Here is a 21,768-nt window from a genome sequence, read left to right on the forward strand (position 1 = left end):
AAAGAGAGTAAGGAGCTTTTATTTATGTTGGCACTTTCTGTCAGGCATCCGTTTAATATTTATTATTGGCTGATTGGCATATCGTTAGTTTATATCGGCGTATTAAGTTGGGTGTTGCGTTCACTTTCTATGACAGAAAGTGCACACCATATTCATCAGCAACAAGAAAATACATTATCCGTTTACCAAGTGGTATTTTCATCACCTCAACAATCTACAGTGGTGCCTGAGCCGATTGAAAAAATTGAACCTCAAGACAGCGCCATTGTTTTACCAAGTTCAGAAAAAGGGGAGTTTGTTGAAGCACCAAAAAAAACACCTGAAAAAATAAAAGAAAAGCCCATACCTCTAAAACCAATTACACCCGTAAAAAAACAGGTGGTGCAAGAAAAAATAGAGCCGACAAAACAGCGTGATTTAGAAAGCCAAATAGCGCAAACAGCTTCAGAAGCCTCGGCAGAAAGCTTAACGCAACATACGGCAAGCTCGTTAGCAGGAAGAAGTCATGCGTTAAGCGAGAAAGGAATAGGGCAAGGTGAATCTGACAATCACTATATTAGTTCACTGCGCCGAGAAATAGAGCGTCATAAACGCTACCCATCACAAGCTCGTCGCATGCAACATGAAGGTCAGGTGGTGGTGAGTTTTTCACTAACATCAGAAGGTACAATTTCAAGGGTTGAGATAGAAAGTACCTCAGGTATTTCTTCTCTTGATAATGCGGCTATTGCTGCGGTTAAACGTGTAAAGCCCATAGGCCCTAAACCTGAAAACCTATTGAACCCTTTAATTGTCTCATTAGATTTTCAATTAAATTAGTGAGCTAGCGAAAGCACTTAAGTTGAATTTAGACTTAAGTGCTTTTTTATAAAGTTGTTTTTTGTGCACTCATTCGCATTTTTCCAATTACAAGCACATAAATGTTTGTTGTTAATGATATTGATTATGATTAACATTAATAATTATATTTATTATTTAAAGTAAAGCTTGCTTACTTGGAAATTAGTTATGTTTAAATCCGCTGTTTCTACTACCTTTTTTTTCCTTTTCTCTCTCTTTGTTAATACCGCTAGCGCTTCTGATGTGGGTGCAGATAGTGAATCTTGGCCTCGTACATTTACTAGCGTGGATGGTTCTAAAGTTGAAATAAAAGCAAAACCACAACGTATTTTATCTGCATCGGTTTCTATCACTGGGACATTGCTTGCAATGAAAGCGCCCGTTGTTGCAAGTTCAACTGCGGCAAATGGCCAGTATTTTGCTCAGTGGGATAAAGTGGCAAAAGAAAGAGGAGTTGATAAATTATGGTCAGCGGGCGGTGTTTCATTAGAAATGGCTTATCTTTATACACCTGATTTAATCGTTGTTTCCGTAAATGGTGGTGATACGGTTTATCCACAAGTTGAACAATTTCAACAAATCGCGCCGACTATTGTTTTAGATTACGGCAAACAGAGTTGGGAAAGCTTGGCTTTACAATTGGCACAAGCGACAGGCCAAGAAAAAGAGACGGATATACTATTGCAGCATTTTGCAAGCTTAGTAAAAGAAGGGAAAGAGGCGCTACAACTGCCGGAAGGTCAGGTCAATATTATCTCTTATTTTGGTGCTGGTACTGTTAATCCCGTTTCATTACCTACCAGTCCTCATGCAGTACTATTACAACAACTCGGTTTCACCATTGAAAGTGCAGATCTTGCTTGGCAACCGAAAGATAAACCCGTTTCAGATTTTGTGTGGGCTCAATATGAGCATTTAACACAACTCACTGCACCTACAACGTTTCTATTAAGTGGAACCGCTAAAGAAGCCGATATATTTATGGCTGATCCTATTCTTGCAAATCTGCCTTCTGTTAAAAATAAGCAAGTTTATGGTTTAGGTGCAAACTCGTTTCGTATTGATTATTACAGCGCGCAAGAAATTATCAGTGATATGGTCGCGCGTTTTAGTCAGCATAAGTAATAACGTATGTTTACTTCTCACCACAGCATAAAGTGGGGAATAAGAGGCGCTATTCTCCTATTGTTCTTTTTTGCACTATTAAGCTTATTTGTTGGAAGCAGGCATGTTTCTATGTATACAACATGGCAGGCTTTTGCCAATTTTGATACGACAAATAGTGAGCACTTATTAGTACGTTATCTACGCTTTCCTCGCACATTATTAGCAATAGTGATTGGTGTCGCATTAGGTGGAGCAGGAACGTTAATGCAAGCTTTAACACGTAATCCACTTGCCGATCCGGGGCTGTTTGGCATTAATGCTGGAGCAATGGTGGCGATCGTCTCTGTTATTGCATTAACGGGGATCACTGATGTCACTATTTATATGTGGTTTGGTTTATTAGGGGCATTCTGCGCGGGTGTTGGTGTTTATCTTCTTGGTGGTGTAAGACACGGACTTAATCCTGTGAGAATGGTGCTTGCAGGTGTTGCCCTTTCTGTCGTTTTACTCGCTATTACTCAACTTATTACGGTCAATAGTGATGAACGTGTTTTTGATCAATTCCGTCATTGGGTTGTGGGTTCATTGCAAGGGCGTAGTTTCGATGTTCTGTACCCAATTACTGTGTTGGTTGTGATTGGAAGTGTGATTGCTTACTCGCTAACACGCTCGTTAGATATCGTGACATTAGGTGATGATATTAGTCATGCGTTAGGTGCAAACCAAAAACGAGTTTGGCTATTGTCGGCATTTTCAATAGTTCTTCTAGCTGGAAGTGCTACCGCAGCGGTTGGCCCTATTAGCTTTTTAGGCTTAACAGCCCCTCATTTTGCTCGTCGTTTAGTCGGTGCTGAATATCGGCGGATCTTACCCATGTCGATGTTAATTGGTGCGTTAGTCATGCTGATGGCAGATTGTTTAGGGCGATTAATCGGCACACCAGGAGAAATTAGTGTCGGTATTATGATTTCACTGATTGGTGGGCCTTTCTTTATTTATCTGGTTAAACGTTGGCGGATCATTACATTATGAAACCTAAAAATAATGAGATTATCTGCCAATTGGGTACATGGTCTTGGCGCTTCTCTCTTAAAGATATCGTCATCGCTTTTATCTTGTTTTTATTGGTGATTTCTCTCGCCTTCTTTGCACTGACAACGGGCAAGTTTCCCATCGAGTTTTCTACATTAATAGATATTGTTGTCGGGCAATCAGAAGGTGGTATCAAAGAGAAAATTGTCATGGATATCCGTTTGCCTCGTCTACTTACTGCTATGGGGGTTGGAGCTGCATTAGGTATTTCAGGCGCTATTTTCCAGTCGATCTCTCGTAATGTTTTAGGTTCACCGGATGTTATTGGTTTTACAACAGGTGCAGCAACAGGGGCATTACTTCAAATCATTATTTTTAATGGCACGGTTGTGGATATCGCTATTTCTACATTAATAGGCGGAATGGCAACGGCGTTAATTGTTTATCTACTGTCATTAAAAAATGGTGTTATGTCTGGTTACACCATGATTTTAATCGGTATTGGCGTCGGTGCCATTTTACATGCCTTTAATAGTTTATTGTTGGTAAAAGGCAATATTGATAATGCCATTATGGCTAATCTTTGGCTTGCTGGTTCACTAAACGCTCGTACTTGGCAGCATGTTTACCCTACTTTTATCGGTTTACTGCTGCTTGTTCCCCTCGTTGTTTTTTATGCTAAATCACTCACTTTAATGGAAATGGGCGATGATATGGCCCAACAATTGGGCGTCAATGTTGGCCGAGTAAGATGGGTGATGATTTTTAGTGCTGTATTACTCGCTTCATTAGCGACTGCCAGTGCAGGGCCGATTGCTTTTGTTGCACTCGCGGCACCTCAATTAGTGATCCGATTAAGCCACTCAGGAAAGCTACCCATCGTAGGCTCTGCATTAATGGGAGCACTTCTTTTGCTTTCTGCTGACGTATTGTCACAACGCCTACCTATTGATGTCACGATGCCTGTTGGTTTAATGACGGGTGTTATTGGTGGGCTTTATTTGTTGTGGTTACTGACAAAAAAACAGAGAACTTAAAATAATAATAAAGGAAATAAATATTTAATAACTTAAGGATAAGTCATGGGATGGTCGCCAGAAAGACTAATTAAACGTTTGGGATGTAATGTGGGTATTTTATAAATCGTCTAATGGCATGCTCTATGGCATGAAAGGTATAGACTTATGTCTACTGTTCTTACACTACGCGCTAAAAAAGCCACAATAACAACACTAGTGCAAACGGCTTTATTAGGAACTTTATGTATTGCTGTTCCTAATGTAAATGCACAAGAAATAGAAAAAACATCAACGTCACAAGATAACAAAAAACACGACGAAAAAGTGGATGTGTTAATTGTAACTGGTGAAAAACTCAATAAATCTATCTATGACACAGGCTCGAGTGTCACGGTTTATGATGCGAAAAAAATAGAAGCCACACCGAATGCAGATGTGAATACATTACTGCAAATGACACCGAATATTGTTGATAACGGAAACAGCAATGCTTTACCTGCTATTCGTGGTGTTGATGGCTCAGGGCCAGCTCAAGGTGCTATTGCTTTCCTCGGTGGTACTCGACCTAGAGTTAATTTCTCTGTTGATGGGCGCTCATTTACCTATAACGAATTTGGTTATGGTGCTCAATCCTTGTGGGATGTGAATACGGTTGAAATTTTCCGTGATCCACAAAGTTATGTGCAAGGCCGTAATGCTATTGCTGGTGCAATTTTGGTTAAAACTCAAGACCCAACATTCTATTGGGAAAATGCAGTAAAACTGGGTGCAGGTCAGCAAGATCTTCGTGAATATGCAGTCATGACTTCTGGGCCACTGATTGAAGATAAATTAGCGTTTCGTTTTACCGCAGAAAGACAAGAGCGTGAAAGCTTTGTGCATATGGATAAATATTCACCAACGGGTGATCCGCGCGATATCCATTCCAATACATTCCGTGGGAAACTACTTTATGACTCTTTAGATAATCCTGATTTTAAGGCCAAGCTAACAGTTAGCCATCTTGATAGTCGATCACCGCAAAATGAAGCCAATATGGCAAGTAATTTAGCGCCAAATGCCCCTTCACGTTTTCGTCCTGTGATTAAACGTAAAACAACCAGTGGTATTTTAAATACTACATGGGAAGCGAATGACAATTTAAGTGTTGAAAATACACTGATTTATACTGATTTTTCAACACGTCGCCTAACGGAAGCACAAAGCCCTCGTGCAGATATTGATGCTAAAGAGTTTGAATTTGAACCTATGCTCCGTTTTAAAACGGACAGTGAAGCATTAAGCGGGATTTTTGGTTTACGTTATTTCCACGCCAAACAAGATGAATTTGTGAATATCTTTGGGGGTAGCTATTTTGATGATAAAACAGAAACGGCTTCCGCTTATGGTTCATTAACTTACGCACTATTTCCTGAAATTGATGTCACGTTATCAGGACGTTTTGAACGAGAGCACCACACTCGTAATGGGGGAAGTGCGGCTGTTGCTATCGATTTTGATGAAACCTATAACACCTTCTTGCCTAAAGCTGATATCGCATGGAAACCGGGTGTGAATCAAACCGTCGGTTTTGCTGTCGGTCGAGGCTATAACGGTGGTGGCGCAGGTGTGACGATTGGTAAGCCAATTGTCACTTATGTTTATTCTCCAGAATATGTGTGGAACTATAGCCTTTATACACGTAATAGCCTGTTGGATAACAAGTTAAGTGTGATGACAAACTTGTTCTACAACGACTATAAAGATATGCAACTGCCATTCTATTTAGGACCAAACTCTTCCACTATTCGTAATGCGAAAAAGGTTGAAACTTACGGTGCCGAATTAACAATTGCTTATCAACCAATAGACTCGCTTGAATTAAATACAGGTGTTGGTTTATTAAAAACTAAAATCAAAGATTTTGGTAACAGTGGTATTGAAGGCAAAGAGTTAGCTCGAGCACCAAGTTATACTGCGAATGTCGGTGCTAAATATCAATTAACTCAGGCGATGGATATTAGCGGTAATGTTCAGTTCTCGGGAGATTATTTCTCGAATGCAAATAATGCAGATAGCGGCAAAGTAGATAGTTTTTGGTTAGCTAATTTACAGCTTGGCTATAATTTTAAATGGGGTAGAACGACGTTATTTGCTCAGAATTTATTTGATTCTGATAAACGAATTCTTATTCCAGATAATAATAAAGATACTGCCATTTATCAGCGTCCTCGTATGGTTGGTGCTTCAGTAGAAGTTCGTTTCTAAATATAAATCACAGCAAAGGGTGATGCTAATTTATCACCCTTATTTTGCTTAATGTGATCATTCAATAAAAAGATAATGTTATGCATAATAGCCGATTACAGACACACAGTTTAAAGTTGGGATATCAGCAGACAACAATTTGCCAAGATATTTCGCTTTCTATTCCTGATAAAAAGGTCACCGTCATTATTGGTCCCAATGGTTGTGGTAAATCAACGCTACTGCGTAGCTTGTGCTGTTTATTAAAACCATTATCAGGCCATGTTTCATTAGATGCTCAGCCTTTAACGTCATTACCGACTAAAAAACTCGCTCGTCAAATCGCGTTATTACCACAAACGATGCAAGCACCTTCTGGGATCACTGTGGCTAATTTAGTCGCAAGAGGACGATTTCCTCATCAAAGTTTTATGCATCAATGGAGCCGAGAAGATAAGTTAGCCGTAGAAACGGCAATGAAAGAGACTGGAATTGTGGAATTTGCAGATAAAACAGTGGATTCGTTATCTGGCGGTCAACGGCAACGTGTTTGGGTGGCGATGATATTGGCGCAACAAACTGAGATTTTACTGCTAGATGAGCCAACAACATATTTAGATATTGCTTATCAAATTGAGTTACTCAATATATTTCGAAAACTTAATCAGCAGCAAGGACGCACTGTCGTTGCTGTTTTACATGACTTAAACCAAGCGTGTCGTTATGCCGATAATTTAGTGGTGATGGTGAAAGGAAAAATCATTGCGCAAGGAGAGCCAAAATCTATTATCAATCAAGCGTTAATCAAACAGGTTTTTGATTTGGAATGCCAAATTATTCCTGATCCTGTTGTTGGGACACCGATGATTGTGCCTTGCTAACTATATAACCAACTATATTGCTGGCTATATAGCTAAGAAATAAAAAAGCGGCTTTAGCATAACTAAATACCGCTTTTAGATTTGAGTTAGCATAAACAAATTACGCTGTTTTTGGCCATTTGTTGGCAACCCAAAGTCCACTCATTTTCATCGAATACCCAAATAGAACGCCAACGATTAATGAAGGGATGGTTTGATAGAGATCCCCTTGAGCGGCAAATATAGTACATGCTCCAATAAAGGTGCCGGGAATATAAGCGAGTAGTGCACTTTTAGCTTGAATACACATCACAAAGGCAATAACACCAGTGACAGCATAGCCAAAAATAGAAATATCACTAAAGACTTGGCTACCATAAATAATCGCCAATGCCCAAATCACGCCACTCATAATGGTAGCCATGGTGACAGCTAATCCTTTAATACCTTCTTTAGGATAAGCAAAATAGGCGGTACAACCCAAAAAGCCAGCCCAGCTTAATAAATCAAATTGATTAGCAACAAATGCCCAAATGGCAGAAAGAATGCCTGTTGTCAGCGCAGTAAAATAAAGCGTTCTCACGGTAGACTCTTAAATATAAGGGGGATATTTACCCAGTTAACTAAAAACGAAGTTTAGCATTGTCATTGACTGGTTTTCTATATTTAGATCATTAAAAAGCACATTTAATAATGATATTAATACGTGTTAGATATATTGATTTTTATTCAAGATAGAAAAAGTAAAAAGTAAACGATTGCGTAATCAGTTTTATTTATTAAATGTAAAAATAAATATTTTAACTAAGTATTATTTATTGATATTTAATTTATTATTATTCTTCAATAATATGAATATAAAGAGTGCGGAGAGAATAAGGACAATTGTTCTCGGTTTCAATTAGTGTAAAACCATGTCTTTCATAAAGTTGAACTAGATTTTTATTATTTTCGCATTCTAATATAATGATCCTACCACCAATAAGGGCTTTTGCTTCTGATAAGACAGCATAAATCTCATTCAAGATTAACTTTAAAGAAATAGAGTTATTTATTATAGATGTGTTTTTCCCAATTTGACCAATAAGAAAAGCTTTAATTCTTTCAGCTTTTTTAGAAATTCCATCGAGTTGTTGTATTTTTGTTTTACTTATTTTTGCATTATCAAGAATAAGTTCTTTAAAGGATAAAGAGAAGTAAGCAAGAATTTCACCATTATCATTTAATATTAAATAGGTTCGTGCATTATTAGTTTGCTCAAATCTTATTGCTTTAGTAGAAGAAGTTAAAAATTTCTCAACATCACAATTTAAATTATTAGAAAAACTACTTAAGAGTTTAATTGTTGTTTCTTTATCAAACTCTTTTAGTAGTTTTCCAAGTTGGACAATCGTTGTTTTAATAACGCAATTCCTTGTCTATTTTCTGTTTCGTAATTCCGTTTTACTATTTTTATATGTCGAGGATAACTTAAAGCATTCTGTATAAGTTCAATAGACTGTTTGTCCTTAACAATAAAATTTTTGCTAAAAGAAGTCGTGGCCATAGATATCTCCTATGATTTTCTTTCCGGAAAATATAGCAATGTTGATTAGTATAAACAAAGATTAATTGTTTGAAAAATGAACTACAAGGAGGAGTAAAACTATCACTTAATTATTAAAAAACGACTATAGTGTGTAAATCGAACTCTACCTGCCATAACCGTTAAATTGAAAGTTACACGGTATAGCAGGTAAGATTTAGTGGTTACTTCCCGATACAGAAACTAGAGAAAATACGACCCAATAAGTCATCTGAGGTAAATTCACCGGTGATCTCACTTAATGCTTGCTGAGCCAGTCTTAACTCTTCTGCCAACAATTCACCGGATTTTGCATAAACCAGTTGTTCATGGCCTTGCTGTAAATGTTCTGCAGCGGTATTTAATGCCTGTAAGTGGCGGCGACGAGCCAAGAAACCACCTTCAGTATTACTATTAAAGCCCATTGCTTCTTTTAGGTGGGAACGAAGTAACTCAATACCCATTCCATCACGAGCAGATAAGCGGATCATCGGGTAGTTACCTTGTGCCGTGATCTCGGCATTCTCACCAGTTAAATCTGATTTGTTACGAATAACAGTAACAGGCAAGGTGTCTGGCAAACGTGCCATAAATTCAGGCCAGATATCTTCAGGCGCTGTTGCATCGGTTGTGGTGCTATCAACCATAAATAGCACTCTATCTGCTTGTTCAATCTCTTTCCAAGCTCGTTCAATACCAATGCGTTCAACCTCATCACTGGCCTCACGTAAGCCTGCAGTGTCGATAATATGCAAAGGCATACCATCAATATGAATATGCTCACGTAATACATCACGAGTTGTACCAGCAATATCCGTGACAATAGCCGCTTCTCGACCTGCTAATGCATTTAATAGGCTTGATTTACCCGCATTTGGACGACCCGCGATCACCACTTTCATTCCTTCTCGTAACAAGCTACCTTGGCGAGCTTGAGCACGAACATCATCTAATTCAGCAATAACGGTATTAAGTTTTCCTTCAATGATACCGTCAGAAAGAAAATCAATCTCTTCATCAGGGAAATCAATAGCCGCTTCAACATAGATACGTAGATGAGTTAACGACTCTACCATCTCGTTAATATGAGAGGAAAATGCACCTTGTAATGAATTAATTGCTGAACGTGCTGCTTGTTCTGAGCTAGCATCAATTAAATCAGCAATCGCTTCTGCTTGTGCTAAATCGAGTTTGTCATTTAAAAATGCACGTTCAGAAAATTCCCCAGGGTTTGCAATACGCACACCAGGAATTTGTAAAATACGTTTTAGTAATAAATCTAGAATAACGGGGCCGCCATGGCCTTGTAGTTCTAGAACATCTTCACCTGTAAATGAGTTCGGATTAGGGAAGAAAAGGGCGATACCCTGATCAAGTACTGAGTTGTCATCATTGCGAAATGGCAGATAATCAGCATAACGAGGTTTAGGCAACTTACCTAGAACGGTTTGTGCCACAAGAGCCGCTTTTGGGCCAGAAACGCGTAGGATACCAACACCGCCTCTTCCCGGAGGTGTGGCCTGAGCGACGATAGTATCAGTGCTATGCATGGTGTACTCGCTTAATCAAAATAATCATATCAATATAAAAAACAGAAGGCGGTCATTGTAGACCGCCTTCGCTATTTTATGTCACTTTCCTTTGAATGTAACCAAGGAAGAGGTTTTTCCTCATGTGACCTTATTTTTTGTCTCTGCTGTGTAAGCCACGTTTTTCCAGACCGCGGTAAATTAACTGCTGCTGGATAATGGTCACTAAGTTACTGACGATATAGTACAGAACCAGACCTGATGGGAACCACAGGAAGAATACAGTAAACACAACCGGCATAAAGGTCATGATTTTTTGTTGCATCGGATCAGTTACTGCTGTTGGAGACAGTTTCTGAATGACGAACATCGTTACACCCATTAATAATGGCAGGATGTAGTATGGGTCTTGCGCAGACAAGTCTTGGATCCATAACATAAATGGAGCATGACGTAATTCAACTGAGCCCATCAGCATGTAATACAACGCAAGGAAGATTGGCATCTGGATAATCAGTGGTAAACAACCACCCAGAGGATTCACTTTCTCTTGTTTGTATAACGCCATCATTTCTTGGCTCATACGTTGTTTGTCATCACCAATACGTTCACGCAGAGCAGCCAGTTTTGGTTGCAGTAAACGCATTTTCGCCATGGAGGTGTACTGCGCTTTGGTCAGCGGGTACATGATACCACGAACGATAAAGGTGATCATGATGATGGAGAAGCCCCAGTTACCGATAAAGCTGTGAAGGAATTTCAACAGTTTAAACAGTGGTTGAGAGATAAACCATAACCAACCGTAGTCTACAGACAGGTCTAAATGTGGCGCGATAGCGGACATTTCAGACTGAATTTCAGGGCCAACCCATAATGTAGAGGTGATGTCAGCTGTACTATTTGGTGCAATAGTGACAGGTGCTGATTTATAACCAATCAGAGCAATGGATTTGTTTTCTAAAGTAATTGAGTAGAAGTTATTGTTCTGACTATCTTTAGAAGGAACCCATGCTGTTGCGAAGTATTGTTGTAACATCGCAACCCAACCATTATTCGTGGTTAGAGATAAGTTTTTATCTTCGATATCACCAAAACTATATTTTTTATAGTTGGTTTCATCTGAGGAATATGCCGCACCACGATAAGTGTGTAGCGCAAAGTTGCTGCTACCAGTATCACGGCTTTCTGGCAATTTAACAGATTGTTTTAACTGACCGTAGAAGTTCATTGTCAGTGTTTTATCTGTTGTATTCTCAATTTTGTATTCAATACCGATATCGTACTGACCTTTTTTCAGAATAAAGGTTTTGACGAATTTTACGCCTTCTTCATTCACAAAAGTCATAGGTACACGTAATTCATCCTGATTTTCACCAAGTATGAATTCGTTTTTATCAGCAGTATAAACTGGGCGAGATTTCTGATCTGGACCATCTGGGCCAATTAAGCCGCTTTGAGCCTGATACAGGAATTGAGGTGTAGTTTCCAGTAAACGGAAAGGTGTCTGTGAATTAAGCTCGGCGGGATAGGCTAACAAATCAGCCTCATCGATTGTACCGCCCTGAGTATTGATACTAAGATCAAGTACATCAGTTTTTACGGTAATCAATTTTGCCTGCTCATTGCTGTTACCAGTTACAGCAAGACTATCACTACTTGGCATGTCCGCTTGTTGCGAGATCTGAGTAGTAGTGGTGGTGTTTTGTGAAACTTTATCACCCTCCCACTGCTGCCAGATCAGGAAAGAAACGAACAGCAAAGCGATGAATAGAAGATTGCGTTGCGAATCCATCGTTAATTTTCTCTGTTATCGTCGTTTTTTCTAGGTGGGACAGGATCATCACCACCTTCGTGTAAAGGGTGGCATTTTAATATGCGTTTCACTGTTAACCAACTACCTTTTATCATTCCAAACCTGCGCAATGCCTCAATTCCATAATGAGAGCACGTAGGATTAAAACGACAACGAGGCCCCAACAGAGGACTAATCCCCAGTTGATAGCCCCTAATCAGCAAGATCAGGACTTTTGAGCCAAGCGACAATGACGACGCCATAATTTACCCAACACTTCCGTCAATTGGTGGTTATCAAGTTCAGCAACCCCTTTTCTTACTAATAACACAAAATCCATCGGCGGTAATTCATGCTGATGTAAACGAAAGTATTCACGGGCTAATCGTTTAATACGATTGCGCTCATGAGCACGTTTAACGTTTTTCTTTGCGATTGTTAGACCGATGCGGGGATGCCCCAGCTCATTCTGGCGACCCAAAATAGTAACTTCTGGTGAACTCGCGCGTTGTGGCTGCTGGAAAACAAAATTGAAATGCTTGGGAGTTAACAAACGTAACTCCCTTGGAAAAGCGAGCTTAACCACGGAATGGTTAGCTTTTATTATTTCGAAGAAACGGTCAGACGAGAGCGGCCTTTCGCACGGCGGCGAGCCAGAACCTGACGACCATTTTTAGTGGCCATACGAGCGCGGAAGCCGTGGTTACGGTTGCGCTTCAGTACAGACGGTTGAAAAGTGCGTTTCATGGCGATTTCTACCTACTTAATATAATTACTGATTCAGCAAATGCGTTGACAGACAGGCGTGCAATAAATAAACAAACCGGTACTTCAATCGCAGCATCAATGATGGAAAGATGCGGGATTGTAATAAAATCACTCAAATGCGTCAATCAAGATGACGCTTTAAGTACCGATTTTTGTCGTCTTTTTTAGCAAACCCGATAATCAATCCTGACTTATGCGCAACGAGTACGCTTATTAGCGACCTAAAAGAGAGCCTTAATAAGTGACTTTGTTGGTACAAGCACGCAGGGTGCAAGATTATACGGACTCATGGTGAAAGCGCAAGGATCTTTGGTGGATCAAGTGAGAGATATTTGATCACTTACTATAAGAAGGAGAGATTTATGCAAAGAGAAAGTTATCCCCAATTGCTATTTATAGGGCGACTCAAGTACACTAGAACGCCTTTGCATATTTCATTTGGTGAATTATCACAAATCATCAAGCCTGTGGATAAAAACCATAAAAACTGTGCAAAAGAAAGAGGATCTTCGTTTCATTTTGCGATATGATCCCCCGTCACGATCAGAATAGCCAGTCTGCGATCGTGAATCACGATGTAAATAAATCGTTGTCACCAAGAGTTGTTCCTTATTAAGAATTGAAGAGGAACGATGTTGTGCACTTTGTGTTTAAGCACGCTGTGTTTAGCTACATTGTACAACTGCATTTTTCCTGTTTATTTTTTAGTCTTGTTTTTTTAGGGGAGTCCGCCGTGTCACTTTCGCTTTGGCAGCATTGTCTTGCCCGATTGCAGGATGAGTTACCTGCCACTGAATTTAGTATGTGGATACGTCCCTTGCAGGCAGAATTAAGCGATAATACGCTGGCGCTGTATGCACCTAATCGTTTTGTTTTAGATTGGGTAAGAGAAAAATACATTAATAATATCAACGCATTATTAGTGGATTTTTGTGGCTCTGAAGTCCCTTCTTTGCGTTTTGAAGTGGGTAATAAACCTGCATCGACACGTACACCGGAAAGTGTTCCTAAAGCTGTCGTACATCCGACAGTAAATACGGCACCTACGTATAGTCAGTCCGTTCGCCCTAGCTGGGATAATCAACCCGCGTCTCAACTGCCTGAGCTGAATTATCGCTCTAACGTTAACCCAAAACATAAGTTTGATAACTTTGTTGAAGGTAAGTCTAACCAGTTAGCGAGAGCTGCAGCAAGACAAGTTGCTGATAATCCTGGTGGTGCTTATAACCCACTCTTTTTATATGGTGGAACAGGGCTAGGTAAAACGCACTTGTTACACGCAGTGGGTAACAGCATTATGGAACGTAAAGCGAATGCAAAAGTCGTTTATATGCATTCTGAACGTTTCGTACAAGATATGGTAAAAGCGTTACAAAATAATGCGATAGAAGACTTTAAACGCTATTACCGTTCTGTGGATGCACTATTAATTGATGATATTCAATTTTTTGCCAATAAAGAGCGTTCACAAGAAGAATTTTTTCATACCTTTAATGCATTGTTAGAGGGTAATCAGCAAATTATTTTAACCTCAGACCGTTATCCTAAAGAGATTAATGGTGTTGAAGATAGATTAAAATCACGCTTTGGTTGGGGATTAACGGTGGCGATTGAACCACCAGAACTTGAAACCAGAGTAGCGATTTTGATGAAAAAAGCGGATGAAAATCAAATTCAGTTACCTGACGAAGTGGCCTTTTTTATTGCTAAAAGACTTCGTTCTAACGTCCGTGAGCTTGAAGGTGCATTAAACCGAGTGATTGCTAACGCGAATTTTACAGGTCGTGCGATTACTATCGACTTTGTACGTGAAGCATTACGTGATTTACTCGCTCTACAAGAAAAATTAGTCACTATCGATAATATTCAAAAAACAGTTGCTGAATATTATAAAATTAAAGTGGCCGATTTACTGTCGAAGCGGAGATCCCGATCGGTTGCCCGTCCGAGGCAAATGGCAATGGCGCTGGCAAAGGAACTCACAAACCACAGCTTGCCTGAAATCGGGGATGCCTTTGGTGGTCGTGATCATACAACTGTTCTTCATGCTTGTCGTAAAATAGAGCAATTGCGTGAAGAAAGTCACGATATCAAAGAAGATTTTTCTAACTTAATCAGAACATTATCATCCTAGCGCTATGAAATTTATCATTGAACGTGAACAGCTTCTTAAGCCGCTACAACAAGTGAGTGGCCCTTTGGGTGGTCGTCCTACCTTACCTATTTTAGGTAACTTATTGCTTAAGGTGACTGAAAACACCTTATCACTAACAGGAACTGACCTTGAAATGGAGATGGTGGCAAGAGTTAACCTCAGCCAATCTCATGAAATTGGCGCCACAACTGTTCCTGCGCGTAAGTTTTTTGATATTTGGCGTGGGTTACCTGAAGGCGCAGAAATTAGTGTTGAGCTTGATGGTGATCGCCTTTTAGTGCGCTCAGGTCGTAGCCGTTTTTCATTATCAACCTTACCAGCATCTGATTTTCCTAACTTAGATGATTGGCAAAGTGATGTTGAATTTACCTTGCCTCAAGCAACATTAAAACGCCTCATTGAATCCACTCAGTTTTCAATGGCACATCAAGATGTGCGTTATTACCTCAATGGTATGTTGTTTGAAACTGAAAATACAGAATTACGCACAGTTGCAACAGATGGGCACCGTTTAGCCGTATGTTCGATGGATATCGGGCAATCTTTACCGGGTCACTCGGTTATTGTTCCTCGTAAAGGTGTTATTGAATTAATGCGTCTACTGGATGGTGGTGGTGAAAGTTCACTACAACTGCAAATCGGTAGTAATAATATACGGGCGCATGTCGGTGATTTTATTTTTACCTCGAAGTTGGTTGATGGTCGTTTCCCTGACTATCGTCGTGTATTACCGAAAAACCCAAACAAAACAGTGACTGCGGGTTGTGATATTCTTAAACAGGCATTTTCTCGTGCTGCAATTTTATCCAATGAAAAATTCCGTGGTGTGCGTATAAACCTCACCAACGGTCAATTGAAAATTACAGCAAATAACCCTGAGCAAGAAGAAGCAGAAGAGATAGTTGATGTTCAATATCAAGGTGAAGAAATGGAAATTGGCTTTAATGTCAGTTATCTCCTTGATGTATTGAATACATTGAAATGTGAAGAAGTTAAGCTGTTACTAACTGATGCCGTTTCAAGTGTTCAAGTTGAAAATGTGGCGAGTTCTGCGGCTGCTTATGTTGTTATGCCAATGCGTTTATAATAGTCACTAACATGATTTTATCCCGTTTATTGATCCGCCATTTTAGAAATATCGAACAGGCGGATCTGCCATTAGCGGATGGCTTTAATTTTCTTGTTGGACCAAACGGGAGTGGTAAAACAAGTATACTTGAAGCGATTTACACCTTAGGACATGGACGAGCATTTCGTAGTTCTCAAGCAAATCGCGTGATCCAACATGATGAAAATGAATTTATTCTTCATGGGCGTTTAAGTGGGCTTAATGAAGAGAGCCGTGGCTATGCGATTGGATTGAGTAAAGATCGCGAAGGTAATAGCACGGTACGCATTGACGGAAGCGATGGTCATAAAATTGCAGAATTAGCCAAATTATTACCCATGCAATTAATTACACCTGAAGGTTTTACTTTACTGAATGGTGGACCTAAATATCGTCGCGCGTTTATCGATTGGGGTTGTTTTCATAATGAACCTCGATTTTTCGCTGCATGGTCGGATTTAAAACGTGTTTTAAAGCAACGTAATGCGGCACTAAGGCAAGCAACGTCTTATCGACAGCTAATGCCTTGGGATAAAGAACTTATCTTATTAACGCAACAGATAAGTGAATGGCGAGCTCAATATACCGAAGATATCGCTAAAGATATTGAAGAAACGTGTCGTCTGTTTTTACCAGAATTTTCGCTGAAAGTCAGTTTTCAGCGGGGCTGGGATAAAGAAACTGATTATGGTGAGTTGCTAGCACGTCAATTTGAACGTGATAAAATGTTAGCCTATACCTCACTTGGTGCTCATAAGGCAGATCTACGCATTAGAGCAAACGGCACGCCAGTAGAAGATATGTTGTCACGAGGTCAGCTCAAGCTATTGATGTGTGCTTTGAGACTGGCACAAGGTGAATATTTCACTCGTAAGAATGGGCAAAGATGCCTGTATCTGCTCGATGATTTTGCTTCCGAATTAGATGCAAGTCGGCGTCAGTTGTTAGCCGAGCGTCTAAAATCTACGCAAGCTCAGGTGTTTGTCAGTGCGATAACACAAGGGCAAGTGAAAGATATGCTAGATGTAAATAGCAGGCTATTTAGCGTAGAACGTGGCAAAATAGAGGTTAAACCATAGGAATAAAGCGAGAAACGTTGATGTCGAATACATATGACTCCTCAAGTATCAAAGTATTAAAAGGGCTGGATGCGGTGCGTAAGCGCCCGGGGATGTATATCGGGGATACAGATGATGGAACCGGTCTGCATCACATGGTCTTCGAGGTGGTCGACAACGCAATCGACGAAGCCCTCGCGGGTTTCTGTGATGAGATTATTGTCACTATCCATTCAGATAACTCCGTCTCTGTTCGAGATGATGGTCGTGGAATTCCAACCGGCATTCACCAAGAAGAGGGTGTTTCAGCAGCAGAAGTTATTATGACAGTTCTGCATGCTGGGGGTAAATTCGATGATAACTCCTATAAAGTCTCTGGTGGACTTCATGGTGTAGGGGTTTCTGTTGTTAATGCGTTGTCTGAAAAACTCGAACTGACTATTCATCGCGATGGAAAAATCCATCAGCAAATTTATCGTCATGGTGTACCTGATGATCGCTTAAAAGTGATTGGCGATACCGAAAAATCAGGAACATTTGTTCGTTTCTGGCCAAGTCTTGAAACCTTTAAGGGCGAGACTGAATTCCAGTATGAAATTTTAGCAAAACGTCTTCGTGAGTTGTCATTCTTAAACTCAGGCGTTTCTATCCGTTTAATTGATAAACGTGATAACCGTGAAGATCATTTCCACTACGAAGGCGGTATTAAGGCATTTGTTGAATACTTAAGCCGTAATAAAACGCCAATTCACCAAAATGTATTCTACTTCTCAACAGAGAAAGACAATATTGGTGTAGAAGTTGCGATGCTGTGGAATGATGGTTTCCAAGAGAATGTTTACTGCTTTACCAACAATATTCCACAACGTGATGGTGGTACACACTTAGTTGGTTTCCGTACTGCAATGACACGTACGTTAAACAACTATATGGATAAAGAAGGTTTTAATAAGAAATCGAAAATCAGTGCAACGGGTGATGATGCTCGTGAAGGTCTGATTGCGGTTGTCTCTGTTAAAGTACCTGATCCTAAATTCTCATCACAAACAAAAGATAAACTGGTTTCTTCTGAAGTTAAAACAGCAGTAGAAACGCTGATGAATGAGAAGCTGGTGGAATACCTGTTAGAAAATCCAAATGACGCCAAAATCGTTGTTGGAAAAATTATTGATGCTGCTCGTGCTCGTGAAGCTGCGCGTAAAGCGCGCGAGATGACTCGTCGTAAAGGTGCTTTAGATTTAGGTGGCTTACCAGGTAAATTAGCAGACTGTTCTGAACGTGATCCTGCTTTCTCTGAACTGTATTTAGTGGAAGGGGACTCTGCGGGCGGTTCTGCAAAACAGGGGCGTAACCGTAAAACGCAGGCTATTTTGCCGTTAAAAGGTAAAATCCTAAACGTTGAGAAAGCGCGTTTTGATAAAATGCTGGCGTCTCAAGAAGTAGCAACATTAATCACAGCATTAGGTTGTGGTATCGGTCGCGATGAATATAACCCAGATAAACTGCGTTATCACAGCATTATCATCATGACGGATGCCGACGTCGATGGTTCTCACATTCGTACTCTGCTACTGACATTCTTCTATCGTCAAATGCCAGAAATTATCGAGCGTGGTCATATCTTTATTGCTCAACCACCACTTTACAAAGTGAAGAAAGGGAAGCAAGAGCAATACATCAAAGATGATGACGCGATGGACGAATACCTGATGTCGATAGCACTTGATGGTGCAGCACTTTATATCAGTGAACATGCGCCAGCAATGCACGGTGAGCAACTTGAAAAACTGGTTGTTGATTACCATGCTGCACATAAAATTATTCGTCGTATGGAGCGTATTTATCCACTGAGTATGTTAAATAGCTTGGTGTATCACTCAACGCTCACAGAAGATGCGTTATCTGATAAAGCTAAAGTCGAAGAGTGGATGAGTGGCTTGGTTAACCGTCTAAATGAAGCGGAAGATCAAGGCAGTACTTATAGCTATACTATTGCTCAAAACGATGAAAATCGTCTATTCGAACCTGTATTACGTATTCGTACTTACGGTGTAGATACAGACTACAAATTGGATTATGACTTTATCCACAGTAGCGAATATCAACGTATTACCCATTTAGGTGACATTATTGGTAACCTAATTGAAGAGGGTGCGTTTATTGAGCGTGGAGAGCGTCGTCAGGTGATTTCAAGCTTTGAAGAAGCACTTGAGTGGCTAACGAAAGAATCTCGTCGTGGCCTTGCTGTACAGCGTTATAAAGGTCTTGGGGAAATGAACCCAGAACAATTATGGGAAACCACCATGAACCCAGATACACGCCGTATGATGCAAGTAACCGTTAAAGATGCGATTGCAACGGATGAGCTATTTACTACGTTAATGGGCGATGCGGTTGAACCTCGCCGTGCCTTTATCGAAGAGAATGCGCTGAAAGCGGCAAATATTGATATCTAATTACGTGTGATTTCATCACGAAAAATAAAAACCAGCTAATTTAATTAGCTGGTTTTTTTTATATTTATAGACGATATTTTATCGAAAGATTAACGCAGAATATTCAGCATACGGCGTAAAGGCTCTGCGGCACCCCATAACAATTGGTCACCGACAGTGAAGGCTGAAATAAATTCAGGGCCCATATTCAGTTTACGAATACGGCCTACAGGTGTGCTCAATGTACCTGTAACTGCGGCAGGTGTTAACTCTCTAATAGTCAATTCACGATCATTAGGAATGACTTTTACCCAGTCGTTATGGCTGGCAAGTAATTGTTCAATTTCAGCAACAGGTAAATCTTTTTTCAGTTTTAGAGTAAATGCTTGGCTATGGCAGCGTAATGCGCCAATACGAACACAAAGACCATCAACAGGGATAATATTTGAACCTGTGTTTAAAATCTTATTGGTTTCAGCTTGTCCTTTCCACTCTTCACGGCTCTGGCCGTTTTCTAATTGTTTATCAATCCAAGGGATCAAGCTACCTGCTAGAGGAACACCAAATTGCTCAGTTGGCATCGTACCACTGCGCGTAAAGTTAGTGACTTTACGTTCAATATCTAAGATGGCGGAAGCTGGGTTTTCAAGCTCTTTTACTACTTGATTATGTAGAGAACCCATTTGTGACAGTAGCTCTCTCATATGACGAGCGCCAGCCCCAGAAGCTGCTTGATAGGTGGAGACACTTGCCCATTCGACTAAGTTGTTCGTAAATAAACCCCCTAATGACATCAGCATTAAACTGACCGTACAGTTACCACCAACAAAAGCTTTGATGCCTTTGTTTAAGCTGTCTTGAATATGTTGACCGTTGACAGGATCGAGAATAATCACAGCATCATCATTCATACGTAATGCAGATGCGGCATCAATCCAGTAACCTTGCCAACCTGCTTGGCGCAGTTTTGGATAGATTTCATTGGTATAGTCACCACCTTGGCAACTAATAATAATATCGAGTGATGCTAGCGTATCAATATCATAAGCATCTTGCAGAGTGCTACGGTGATTACCATAAGCAGGTGCTGCTTCACCTAATTGAGATGTGGTGAAGAAAACAGGGTTTATCCCATCAAAATCACGTTCTTCAACCATTCTTTGCATTAAAACGGAGCCGACCATACCACGCCAGCCCACAAAACCAACATTTTTCATTGTAATTACCCTGTCTTTGTCTGTAGGAATAGTGAGAGACCTCACACTAACCTGACAAAATATAGAGATAGGTGCAAGTGAATTTATTGATTATTTACCAAAGAATTAGAAGTGTTTCTTATAGTCTTCGTAGAGTTAACAAAAGAAAGCCACAGAACGAACAAATATCAATGAGTTGTTAAAAAAGAAAATAGGTTCGCCATAAAAATGTAAGAATATTCTGTTATATCTTATTTTGTTTTTTTGGATAAACAAAAATATATTCTTGTTTAAGAAAATAGAGTAAAAATAGAAAAATGTAAAATAGTGTAATATATAAGAAAAACGTATTTACTTAGAGGTCACTCCAAGCTTTATACTAAATGCTACTGTTTAATAGATGATGTATTTTCATAAATAAAAAATAATGATGAAGGTTCTTCATTTTATTTGAATTTTATTTTACCGCTTATTAAGTGGTGTTAGGAGGCGAAATGGATATATCAACAGTCATTCCATTATCTACGTACTACTCGTATTTAAAACGGTTTGTGATTTCACCAACCACGATGGGTACTATCGCGCCTTCATCTCGTTGGTTATGTTATGAAATGCTGGATAAACTCAATTGGCAACAGGACATTCAAGTTGCTGAATTAGGTGCTGGCACAGGGGTTATTACCCAACAAATTTTAAAAAGAATGTCGGTGAGTTCCTCATTAGATGTTTTTGAAATAGAACCTAGTTTTGCAACAGAATTAGATAAAATCGATGATAATCGATTAAAGGTTTACACTGCATCTGCGGAGAAATTAGACAGTCATTATAATATGATTATTTCAGGATTACCTTTTTTATCTATACCAAAGAAAACAGGCTTAAGAATTTTAAAACGAGTGCATAAAGAGTTATTAAAAACACAAGGTTGTTTTGTGTTATTTCAATATACTACTCGATATGAAAAAACGTTATCTCGTTATTTTCATTTAGAAAAGAAATTAGTCTTGCTTAATGTTCCTCCTGCTTGGGTTTATTATTGCACGCCTAAAAATAATATAGGGTAAATGTAAGGCTTGCTC

20 protein-coding genes are annotated in these 21,768 nt (G+C 39.7%); 12 read left to right on the top strand and 8 right to left on the bottom strand.

What is annotated here, in order from left to right; all coding sequences use genetic code 11:
- Nucleotides 1-24: 24 nt before the first annotated feature.
- The 6 genes from GWI68_RS02470 to GWI68_RS02495 all read left to right on the top strand — a co-directional run bounded on the left by GWI68_RS02470 (nucleotide 25) and on the right by GWI68_RS02495 (nucleotide 7,105).
- Nucleotides 25-819, top strand: a complete 795-nt coding sequence (locus GWI68_RS02470) for an energy transducer TonB (protein WP_166539272.1) — start codon at nucleotides 25-27, stop codon at nucleotides 817-819.
- Nucleotides 820-1,008: 189 nt separating this feature from the next.
- Nucleotides 1,009-1,965, top strand: a complete 957-nt coding sequence (gene fepB, locus GWI68_RS02475) for a Fe2+-enterobactin ABC transporter substrate-binding protein (RefSeq protein ID WP_166539273.1) — start codon at nucleotides 1,009-1,011, stop codon at nucleotides 1,963-1,965.
- 6 nt (nucleotides 1,966-1,971) lie between these two features.
- Nucleotides 1,972-2,979, top strand: coding sequence for an iron ABC transporter permease (locus GWI68_RS02480; RefSeq protein WP_166539274.1), 1,008 nt, complete (start codon nucleotides 1,972-1,974; stop codon nucleotides 2,977-2,979).
- Nucleotides 2,976-4,016, top strand: a complete 1,041-nt coding sequence (locus GWI68_RS02485) for an iron chelate uptake ABC transporter family permease subunit (protein ID WP_166539275.1) — start codon at nucleotides 2,976-2,978, stop codon at nucleotides 4,014-4,016. Before GWI68_RS02480 ends, GWI68_RS02485 begins: the two co-directional genes overlap by 4 nt.
- Before the next feature lie 147 nt (nucleotides 4,017-4,163).
- Nucleotides 4,164-6,245: a TonB-dependent receptor gene (locus GWI68_RS02490; protein ID WP_166539276.1), complete on the top strand. Its 2,082-nt coding sequence runs from the start codon at nucleotides 4,164-4,166 to the stop codon at nucleotides 6,243-6,245.
- Between the two features lie 80 nt (nucleotides 6,246-6,325).
- Nucleotides 6,326-7,105, top strand: coding sequence for an ABC transporter ATP-binding protein (locus tag GWI68_RS02495; RefSeq protein WP_166539277.1), 780 nt, complete (start codon nucleotides 6,326-6,328; stop codon nucleotides 7,103-7,105).
- 100 nt (nucleotides 7,106-7,205) lie between these two features.
- Here GWI68_RS02495 and GWI68_RS02500 read toward each other — a convergent pair whose 3' ends face one another.
- The 7 genes from GWI68_RS02500 to rpmH all read right to left on the bottom strand — a co-directional run bounded on the left by GWI68_RS02500 (nucleotide 7,206) and on the right by rpmH (nucleotide 12,716).
- Complete coding sequence (locus GWI68_RS02500; protein ID WP_166539278.1) at nucleotides 7,206-7,667, bottom strand: DUF1097 domain-containing protein; 462 nt, start codon at nucleotides 7,665-7,667, stop codon at nucleotides 7,206-7,208.
- A gap of 783 nt (nucleotides 7,668-8,450) precedes the next feature.
- A complete protein-coding gene (locus GWI68_RS02505; protein WP_088494147.1) occupies nucleotides 8,451-8,630 on the bottom strand; it encodes a hypothetical protein in 180 nt (59 codons plus the stop codon).
- 203 nt (nucleotides 8,631-8,833) lie between these two features.
- Nucleotides 8,834-10,198 carry a tRNA uridine-5-carboxymethylaminomethyl(34) synthesis GTPase MnmE gene (gene mnmE, locus GWI68_RS02510; protein ID WP_109409832.1) on the bottom strand — a complete coding sequence of 455 codons (1,365 nt, stop codon included), beginning with the start codon at nucleotides 10,196-10,198 and terminating at the stop codon, nucleotides 8,834-8,836.
- Between the two features lie 130 nt (nucleotides 10,199-10,328).
- Entirely contained in the window at nucleotides 10,329-11,969 is a 1,641-nt protein-coding gene (gene yidC / locus GWI68_RS02515) for a membrane protein insertase YidC (RefSeq protein ID WP_166539279.1), read from the bottom strand.
- A gap of 2 nt (nucleotides 11,970-11,971) precedes the next feature.
- Complete coding sequence (yidD, locus tag GWI68_RS02520; RefSeq protein ID WP_072070482.1) at nucleotides 11,972-12,232, bottom strand: membrane protein insertion efficiency factor YidD; 261 nt, start codon at nucleotides 12,230-12,232, stop codon at nucleotides 11,972-11,974.
- On the bottom strand, nucleotides 12,196-12,555 hold the full coding sequence (gene rnpA / locus GWI68_RS02525; RefSeq protein ID WP_071788569.1) for a ribonuclease P protein component: 360 nt from the start codon (nucleotides 12,553-12,555) through the stop codon (nucleotides 12,196-12,198). The genes yidD and rnpA overlap by 37 nt, the downstream gene beginning before the upstream one ends.
- Nucleotides 12,556-12,572: 17 nt before the next feature.
- Nucleotides 12,573-12,716: a 50S ribosomal protein L34 gene (gene rpmH / locus GWI68_RS02530; RefSeq protein ID WP_036933424.1), complete on the bottom strand. Its 144-nt coding sequence runs from the start codon at nucleotides 12,714-12,716 to the stop codon at nucleotides 12,573-12,575.
- Nucleotides 12,717-13,099: 383 nt separating this feature from the next.
- Here rpmH and GWI68_RS02535 point away from each other — a divergent pair, with 383 nt between their 5' ends.
- The 5 genes from GWI68_RS02535 (at nucleotide 13,100) to gyrB (ending at nucleotide 19,514) form a co-directional block, all read left to right on the top strand.
- On the top strand, nucleotides 13,100-13,267 hold the full coding sequence (locus GWI68_RS02535) for a hypothetical protein (protein WP_162557025.1): 168 nt from the start codon (nucleotides 13,100-13,102) through the stop codon (nucleotides 13,265-13,267).
- 203 nt (nucleotides 13,268-13,470) lie between these two features.
- Nucleotides 13,471-14,871: a chromosomal replication initiator protein DnaA gene (gene dnaA / locus GWI68_RS02540; protein WP_166539280.1), complete on the top strand. Its 1,401-nt coding sequence runs from the start codon at nucleotides 13,471-13,473 to the stop codon at nucleotides 14,869-14,871.
- A 4-nt stretch (nucleotides 14,872-14,875) separates the two neighbouring features.
- The gene (gene dnaN, locus GWI68_RS02545) at nucleotides 14,876-15,979 is read left to right on the top strand and encodes a DNA polymerase III subunit beta (RefSeq protein WP_166539281.1); all 1,104 of its coding nucleotides are present in this window, start codon (nucleotides 14,876-14,878) and stop codon (nucleotides 15,977-15,979) included.
- A gap of 11 nt (nucleotides 15,980-15,990) precedes the next feature.
- A complete protein-coding gene (gene recF, locus GWI68_RS02550; protein ID WP_072070479.1) occupies nucleotides 15,991-17,079 on the top strand; it encodes a DNA replication/repair protein RecF in 1,089 nt (362 codons plus the stop codon).
- A 20-nt stretch (nucleotides 17,080-17,099) separates the two neighbouring features.
- Nucleotides 17,100-19,514 carry a DNA topoisomerase (ATP-hydrolyzing) subunit B gene (gene gyrB, locus GWI68_RS02555; RefSeq protein ID WP_166539282.1) on the top strand — a complete coding sequence of 805 codons (2,415 nt, stop codon included), beginning with the start codon at nucleotides 17,100-17,102 and terminating at the stop codon, nucleotides 19,512-19,514.
- An 89-nt stretch (nucleotides 19,515-19,603) separates the two neighbouring features.
- Here gyrB and asd read toward each other — a convergent pair whose 3' ends face one another.
- Complete coding sequence (asd, locus tag GWI68_RS02560; protein WP_115351322.1) at nucleotides 19,604-20,710, bottom strand: aspartate-semialdehyde dehydrogenase; 1,107 nt, start codon at nucleotides 20,708-20,710, stop codon at nucleotides 19,604-19,606.
- 473 nt (nucleotides 20,711-21,183) lie between these two features.
- On the opposite strand from asd, the gene GWI68_RS02565 reads away from it, so the two are divergent.
- Nucleotides 21,184-21,753: an rRNA adenine N-6-methyltransferase family protein gene (locus GWI68_RS02565; protein WP_166539283.1), complete on the top strand. Its 570-nt coding sequence runs from the start codon at nucleotides 21,184-21,186 to the stop codon at nucleotides 21,751-21,753.
- Nucleotides 21,754-21,768 lie beyond the last annotated feature (15 nt).

The sequence above is a fragment of the Proteus sp. G2669 genome (genome assembly GCF_009915245.1).
Lineage (GTDB): Bacteria > Pseudomonadota > Gammaproteobacteria > Enterobacterales > Enterobacteriaceae > Proteus.